1 pseudogene is annotated in these 709 nt (G+C 61.4%); it reads left to right on the top strand.

The window, feature by feature from the left end:
- Positions 1 to 709: pseudogene (locus QMX91_RS31305) on the top strand (hypothetical protein); the annotation flags it as partial.

Genomic DNA, 709 nt, shown 5'->3' with positions numbered 1-709 from the left:
ACGGTTAACCTGACGACCGGCCTGTGGGAACTGACCCTGACAGGCTTGAGCGTGGCCGCTCACAGCTTCACCGCCGTCGCGCTGTATGGCAGTGGGCAGGTGTCCGCGGCGTGGACGTTGACGGTGACGGCCAGTAACCCCCCGACCATCACCAAGACCATCGACTCCAAAGGGACAACGATTGTCAAAGGCGGATTCACCGTCGATACCCAGATCACGTTGTCAGGGGCCGGTGCCAAAGGTCAGAAAGTCCAGATCAAGGATGGCACCACCGTCAAAGGTGAAGCGACGGTTAACCTGACGACCGGCCTGTGGGAACTGACCCTGACAGGCTTGAGCGTGGCCGCTCACAGCTTCACCGCCATCGCGCTGTATGGCAGTGGGCAGGTGTCCGCGGCGTGGACGTTGACGGTGACGGCCAGTAACCCCCCGACCATCACCAAGACCATCGACTCCAAAGGGACAACGATTGTCAAAGGCGGATTCACCGTCGATACCCAGATCACGTTGTCAGGGGCCGGTGCCAAAGGTCAGAAAGTCCAGATCAAGGATGGCACCACCGTCAAAGGTGAAGCGACGGTTAACCTGACGACCGGCCTGTGGGAACTGACCCTGACAGGCTTGAGCGTGGCCGCTCACAGCTTCACCGCCGTCGCGCTGTATGGCAGTGGGCAGGTGTCCGCGGCGTGGACGTTGACGGTGACGGCCA

It is taken from the genome of Pseudomonas sp. PS01299 (genome assembly GCF_029960145.1).
Classification (GTDB): domain Bacteria; phylum Pseudomonadota; class Gammaproteobacteria; order Pseudomonadales; family Pseudomonadaceae; genus Aquipseudomonas; species Aquipseudomonas putida_A.
This window is presented reverse-complemented; position numbering and strand designations above follow the sequence as displayed.